The sequence below is a fragment of the Phenylobacterium sp. genome (genome assembly GCF_025934275.1).
In the GTDB taxonomy this organism is placed as follows: domain Bacteria; phylum Pseudomonadota; class Alphaproteobacteria; order Caulobacterales; family Caulobacteraceae; genus Phenylobacterium.
On sequence record NZ_JAICYI010000025.1, the window covers coordinates 39,469 to 45,732 of the forward strand.

Annotated in this window: 8 protein-coding genes; 2 read left to right on the top strand and 6 right to left on the bottom strand. The window is 71.1% G+C overall.

Annotated features, from left to right (window positions below; translation table 11 throughout):
- Nucleotides 1-4: 4 nt before the first annotated feature.
- Nucleotides 5-883 carry an oxygen-dependent coproporphyrinogen oxidase gene (gene hemF, locus Q0W60_RS08495; RefSeq protein WP_297694533.1) on the top strand — a complete coding sequence of 293 codons (879 nt, stop codon included), beginning with the start codon at nucleotides 5-7 and terminating at the stop codon, nucleotides 881-883.
- Nucleotide 884: 1 nt separating this feature from the next.
- Here the strand turns inward: hemF and Q0W60_RS08500 are convergent, their stop codons facing one another.
- Genes Q0W60_RS08500 through Q0W60_RS08525 form a run of 6 tightly spaced genes read right to left on the bottom strand, consistent with a single transcriptional unit; the run spans nucleotide 885 to nucleotide 4,528 of the window.
- Nucleotides 885-1,019 (bottom strand): hypothetical protein, encoded by a 135-nt coding sequence (locus Q0W60_RS08500; RefSeq protein ID WP_297694519.1) that lies wholly within the window; start codon nucleotides 1,017-1,019, stop codon nucleotides 885-887.
- Between the two features lie 53 nt (nucleotides 1,020-1,072).
- Nucleotides 1,073-1,780, bottom strand: a complete 708-nt coding sequence (locus Q0W60_RS08505; protein WP_297694521.1) for a type 1 glutamine amidotransferase — start codon at nucleotides 1,778-1,780, stop codon at nucleotides 1,073-1,075.
- Entirely contained in the window at nucleotides 1,777-3,027 is a 1,251-nt protein-coding gene (locus Q0W60_RS08510; protein ID WP_297694523.1) for a CCA tRNA nucleotidyltransferase, read from the bottom strand. The genes Q0W60_RS08505 and Q0W60_RS08510 overlap by 4 nt, the downstream gene beginning before the upstream one ends.
- A 10-nt stretch (nucleotides 3,028-3,037) precedes the next feature.
- Nucleotides 3,038-3,316: a hypothetical protein gene (locus Q0W60_RS08515; RefSeq protein ID WP_297694525.1), complete on the bottom strand. Its 279-nt coding sequence runs from the start codon at nucleotides 3,314-3,316 to the stop codon at nucleotides 3,038-3,040.
- Entirely contained in the window at nucleotides 3,309-3,959 is a 651-nt protein-coding gene (locus Q0W60_RS08520) for a CoA pyrophosphatase (RefSeq protein ID WP_297694527.1), read from the bottom strand. Before Q0W60_RS08520 ends, Q0W60_RS08515 begins: the two co-directional genes overlap by 8 nt.
- The gene (locus Q0W60_RS08525) at nucleotides 3,956-4,528 is read right to left on the bottom strand and encodes a DUF1285 domain-containing protein (protein ID WP_297694529.1); all 573 of its coding nucleotides are present in this window, start codon (nucleotides 4,526-4,528) and stop codon (nucleotides 3,956-3,958) included. Before Q0W60_RS08525 ends, Q0W60_RS08520 begins: the two co-directional genes overlap by 4 nt.
- A 138-nt stretch (nucleotides 4,529-4,666) precedes the next feature.
- Between Q0W60_RS08525 and Q0W60_RS08530 the strand changes: the two genes are divergently transcribed.
- A partial coding sequence (locus Q0W60_RS08530; protein WP_297694535.1) for an SGNH/GDSL hydrolase family protein occupies nucleotides 4,667-6,264 on the top strand: 1,598 nt, incomplete at its 3' end.

Consider the following 6,264-nt stretch of genomic DNA (forward strand, 5'->3'; position numbering starts at 1 on the left):
GGCGATGCCCAACCTGACGTCCGAGATCGAAGCCCGCCGCGAGCGCGCCAAGGCCTGGTTCGAGGCCCTGCAGCAGCGCATCTGCGCGGAGCTCGAGCGGCTGGAGGACGAGGCGCCGGAGACGCTCTATCCCGAGACCCCGGGCCGCTTCGATCTCCGCCCCTGGACCCGCGAGACCGGCTCCGGCGGCGGAATCGGCGGCTTCTTCTCGGGCCGGCTGTTCGAGAAAGCCGGCGTCCACACCTCGGCGGCCACCGCGCGATTCTCCCCGGAGATGGCCGCGGCCATGCCGGGCGCGGCGGAGGACCCGAGCTACGTCTCCGCCTCGATCAGCCTGATCGTGCATCCGCGCAGCCCGCGCGTGCCTGCCGTGCACATGAACACCCGCTTCCTCTCGACGGCGGTCAGCTGGTTCGGCGGCGGGGCCGATCTCACCCCGATGCTGGACGAGCAGCGGAGCCAGGACGCCGACGACGCGAAGCTCTTCCACGCGGCCATGCAGGCGGCCTGCGACGCCTTCGATCCGGAGTGGTATCCGAAATACAAGGCCTGGTGCGACGAGTACTTCTTCCTGCCGCACCGCGGCGAGCCGCGCGGGATCGGCGGCATTTTCTACGACCGCCACGACACCGGCGACTTCGAGCGCGACTTCGCCTTCACCCGCGCGGTCGGCGAGGCCTTCCTGGACGTCTATCCGAAGATCGTCCGCCACCGGATGGACGAGCCCTGGACGGAGGCCGATCGCGGCGAACAGCTCGTCCGCCGCGGCCGCTATGTGGAGTTCAACCTGCTCTACGACCGCGGAACCATGTTCGGCCTCAAGGCCGGCGGCAACATCGCCACCATCCTCTCCTCCATGCCGCCGTTGGTCGCCTGGCCGTGAGCTAGATCCCCATCCCGAACGGCAGGATGGCGGCGATGTCGATGTCGTCGACGTGCGGCATGGCCTGGGCGCCCAGCCCCACCGCCAGCGCGGCCGCAGCGCTCATCGCGACGATCAGCAGCCTCCAGCGATTCATGCCCGTCTCCGACGATTCGCCCCGTGCGTTTCGAGCCCCAACCGGGTTGCGGGTCAAGAGGTTGCGTGCGCCAGGAAGCGTTCGATCCAGCCGGCCACCCGCAACCGGTCGTCGGGGCCGGAATAGGAGGCGATGGCGGCGTTCGCCTGCTCGTCCGCATAGCGGTCGCCGCGGCGGTGCTCGATCAGTGAGATGGCGTACGCCGGCTCGAACTCCGGGTGCGGCTGGATGGAGATCGCCGGCTGGTCGCGCCAGACCAGGCCCGCGTAGGGCGTGAACTCCGAGCCGGCGAACACGTCCGCAGCCGGCGGCTTCTCGATCACCTGGTCCTGGTGCGAGGCGGGCAGGCGGATGCGCAAGGGCGGCGCGTCCATCCACGGCTCGGCCTCGAGGATCTCATAGACCTGCTCGCCCACGCCCCAGCCCTTCGGCGACTGGATCACCTTCCCGCCGAACGCTTGCGCCATCAGCTGGTGGCCGAAGCAGACGCCGACCAGCGCCGCCTTGCCCTTGGCCGATCTCAGGAACGCCGCCGCCTCTTCGATCCAGGGCAGCGGGTCGTAGACGCCGGCTGACGAGCCGGTGATCAGATAGGCGTCGCAGTCCTCCGGACGCGAAGGCAGCTCGCCCTCGTCGACGGCATAGGTCCGCCAGGCGTAGGCGTCGCGGCCCAGCAGGTTCATGAACATGTCCGGATAGGTCCCGAACCGCTCGATCGCCGGCTTCGGCGGCCGCCCCGTCTTCAGGATGCCGAGCTTCAATACGCCATCCCCTGGGCCACGGCCTTCAGCTTCTCGATCGCCGAGAGCTTGTCGTCGATGAAGTCGTGGTCGATCCACCAGGCTTCCACCTCGCGCATGACCTGCCCGACCATCGGACCTTTCGGCACTCCGGCGGCCAGCACCTCCTCGCCGGTGAGCGGGAACTGCGGCACGGTCCAGCCCTCGGCGAGCGCGATCATGCCGCGCCACTGCGGCGTCACGGCGGTGCGGTTCGCCGCCGCCCAGGCGAGCTTCGCGCGGTCGCGGAAGGCGGCCTTGCCCTCGCGGTAGACGGCCTGCCGGATCTCCCGCGGGCTCATCCAGCTCTTCAGCCTGGGCGTGGGGGCGAGCGCGGCCGTGATCCGGTCGCGCTCCGCGTTCGAGAGCCGCAGGGTCTCCGCCAGCCGGGTCGCCGTCAGCTGGTCGTCCGGCAGCAGCGCCGCGAGCCGCAGCATCGCGTCCGCCTCGAACAGGAGGTCGGTCTCGATCTCCACCAGGCCCTTGAAGCGATCCAGGTTGATCGGTTCCGGCAGCACCATCTCCAGCACGCCGGCCTCGAGCATCAGCGCCGTCGCCTGACGCGGATCGTCGGCGGCCAGCAGCTTCAGCAGCTCCTTGGAGATCCGCTCGGCGGCGAGCGTCGCCACCTGGTCCTTCAGCCGCGTGCAGGCCGCGAGCGCCGGCCCGTCCGGCGCGCCCTTGCCGTACCAGGCGAGGAACCGGAAGAAGCGCAGGATGCGCAGGTAGTCCTCGCCGATGCGCTGCTCCGGGTCGCCGACGAAGGCGATGCGTCCCGCTTCGGCGTCGGCTGCGCCGCGCCCCGTCGGATCGAGGAGAGTCCCGTCGCGCTGCGCATAGAGGGCGTTCAGCGTGAAGTCGCGCCGCTGGGCGTCCTCCAACCAATCCTCAGTGAACGCCACCACCGCCCGGCGCCCATCGGTGGTCACATCGCGCCGCAGCGTGGTGATCTCGAACGGCCGGCCCTTGCAGATGGCCGTGATCGTGCCGTGCTCGACGCCGGTCGGGACCGCGCGCAGACCGGCGGCCTCGAGCGCCTCGCTCACCGCCTCGGGCCGCAGCACGGTTGCGATATCGATGTCGTCCACCGGCCGGCCGACCAGGGTGTTGCGCACGCAGCCGCCCACGAAACGGGCGCAGTCCGCGCCGCCGGCGGCCTCGAGGGCGTCCATCACCGCCGCCGTCTCCGGCTGGGTCATCCATGGGCGCTGGCCGATCGAATCGCTCATCGTCCGCCCATCACCTCGGCGCCGGCGCCCGCTTCTCGAAGCGCCCCGGGCTCACCTGGCCGGACGCCAGCGTCTGGGCGGGCACGTAGGTCTCGTCGCGGTTGTCCCTATGGAAGATGGCGCCGGCCATCAAGGAGAGGCCGAACAAAAAGGCGCCGGCCGCGAACAGCCAGGGCCAGGGCGTCGCGCCCATCGGCCGCCCCGTGCGCCTCGCCCACATCGCCCAGACCAGCCAGATCACGAAGGGGATCGCGAACAGCCCGCCGCGCTCGATCAGCACCCTAAGCAAGCGCCGCTCCATAGAGGCGGTCGTAGAGCGCCCTGAGCATCCCGGCGGTTGCGCCCCAGATGTACTGGTTCTCGTGCGTCATGGCGTAGAACCGCCTGACCTCGCCGGTGGGCAGGGTGCGCTCGTGCTGCTCGTAGTTCGCCGGGTTCATCAGGAAGCCGAACGGCGTCTCGAAGATCTCCGCCACCTCGTCCGGATTGGGCCTGAGCGAGAGCGTCGGCCGCACGAACCCGACGACCGGCGTGATCAGGTAGCCGGTGCCGGTCCGATAGGGCGTCGACTGGCCCGCCAGGGTCACATGGCTCGGGTGCAGACCGATCTCCTCCTCGGCCTCCCTGAGCGCCGTCTGCCAGGCGGTCTCGCCGGGATCGCGCCGGCCGCCCGGCAGGGCGACCTGGCCGGTGTGCCGCCGCAGCGTGTCGGCCCGCCGCGTCAGGAGCACCGAGACGCCTTCCGGCCGTTCGACCAGCGGCACCAGGACCGCGGCCGGGGTCAGCGGCTCATCGGGGGCCGGCCACTGCTCCGGATTGAGGTCGAAGTCGGAGCGGCCGGCGACCCCGTCGGCCGCCTCGGCGTCCTCCAGCGGGTCGAGGTGGCGGCCGATCCAGGCGCGCAGCTCCTCCGAGGGCGTGTGCGCGTTCACCGGCCCTCCGCCGCGCCCAGGTCGAACCAGGCGCCGTGCGAGGCCACGCCGAGGCGCCCGCCGCGGTCCTCGGCCATCTCGACGAGCTCGTAGAACACCGGCCGGCTGATCAGCGCCTCGAGGCCGCGCCGCACGTGCACATAGGGTCTGGGCTCGCCGGCCGCGTCGGTCGCCACGCGGATGGGATTCTCCGCCCCGGCCTCCACCTCGTCGCCGACGTTGGTGAGGAACCTGAGCGCCGGCTCGCCGTCGTCGCCCTCGATCCGATCCACGCGCACCGCGACGAAGGGCGCGTCCTCGACGGCGATCTTCATCTTCTCCACGGGGGTGACCAGCCAGATCCCGTCCGGATCCTTGCGCAACACCGTCGAGAACAGCCGCACCAGCCGCTCGCGGCCGATCCGGGCGCCCTCGTGCCACCAGCTCCCGTCGCGCCGGATGACGATGTCGATCTCGCCGGAGTGCGCCGGGTTCCACAGGTGCACCGGCGGCAGCCCGCGGCCCGGCGCCTGCCTGGCCGCCGCCGCCGCCACGCCCTCCAGCTTCGAGCTTCCCGCCGTCTCGACCATGTGACGAAGGTAGGGAGGGTCGGGCGACCCCTCAAGAAATGTTCATCAAGCTTGGCCGCAGACCGCGCTTCCCGGCGGCCGGGCGATGAGGCCTTCTTGGCCGGTCAGTTCGCGTGCCGGGGTGTCAGCTTGCCTTCAGTGATCGCGTCCAGCGCCGCCCTGCCGGCCTACACAGGCGTCTATGTGTTCGGCGACAGCCTCGTCGATCCAGGCAACGACCTCAGGGCCGCCGACCTCATCGGCGACCTGCCGTTCGTGGGCGTGCCGGACGGCGCGCCGACCGCCGACAAGGGCTACTTCGAGGGCCGCTTCACCGACGGCTACAACGGCGCCGACCTGATCGCCAACAAGCTGCTGCACGAGCCGACGCAGCCGACCTTCGCGTTCGGGATCAAGGACCCGCTGCTCGGCCTCTCGGTCCCGTTCCTCAGCAAGCCCGACGGCGTCAACCTGAGCTTCGCCTATGGCGGGGCGATGGCCATCCAGCCCGACAGCCTGCCGCCGGACCTGCACGACCAGGTCGCCATCTACGACAACTTCACCGCCGATCCGAACGCGCTCTACCTGATCGTCATCGGCGCGAACGACATCCGCGCGCTCGTGCCGACAGGCGGCGCTGTCGTGACCGGCGCCGCGGCCGATGCGCAGCTGACCGCGATCGCCGGCGAGATCACCCAGGAGGTCTCGCACCTTCTGGCGCGCGGCGCGCGGCACATCGTGGTCGCCGACATCCCCGACGTCGGCCTGACGCCGGAGTATACGGGCGTCCCCGACGAAGCGACGCGGCGGGCGCTCGCCTCGCAGTACGTCCAGACCGCCGATGCGCGGCTGCAGGCGGACCTCGCGAACCTGACGCTGCCCACCGGGGCGACGGTCCTGGACTACGACTTCCAGGGCTACACCCATGACGTCATCGCCGACCCCGCGGCGCACGGTTTCTCCAACGTGACCCAGGCGCGGATGGACGTTCAGGCCGGCCATCTCGATCCCATAGGCAGCGGGTTCCTGTTCTTCGACGAGGTGCATCCCTCCGCCCAGGCGCACGCGCAGATCGCCGGCGAGATCCTCGATGCGCTGCGCGGCGGCCCGGTCGTCGACAACCTCGCGCCGGCCGTCGGGCCGCAGGCGATGGCCACGGTGGCGCTCGGCGCCACGGATGCCTTCAGCGCCTCGCTGGTGGCGGGGCGCAGCTACGTCATCGACGTCCTGGCGCTGAGCAACGGCGCGGGCTCGCTGGCCGATCCGCTGCTGCGCGTCCTCGACGCCTCGGGCGCGGTCGTGGCGCAGGACGACGACAGCGGCCTTGGGCTGGATTCCCACCTTCAGTTCACCGCCCCGGCGAGCGGCCCCTTCTCGATCCAGGTCTCAGGCGTGGGCGTGATGAGCGGCGGCTTCCGGCTGCAGGCCGCCGATGACGCGGGCGCGAACCTGCTGACCAGCGGCGATCTGCAGGGCTCGAACGAGACCGTGGCCGGCGGGGCCGAGGACGATGTCATCGCCGCGCTCTCCGGCAGCAACTACCTGCGCGGCGGGGACGGAAACGACTCCATCCAGGGCGGCTCCGGCTTCGACGACATCAACGGCAACAAGGGCGGCGACACGATCGACGGGGGCGCGGGCGGCGGCGACTGGCTGGTGGGCGGCCAGGGCGACGACCTGATCACCGCGCACGCCAGCCAGAACATCCTCTACGGCAACCTCGGGAACGACACCCTGCACGCCGGCTCCGGCGGCGA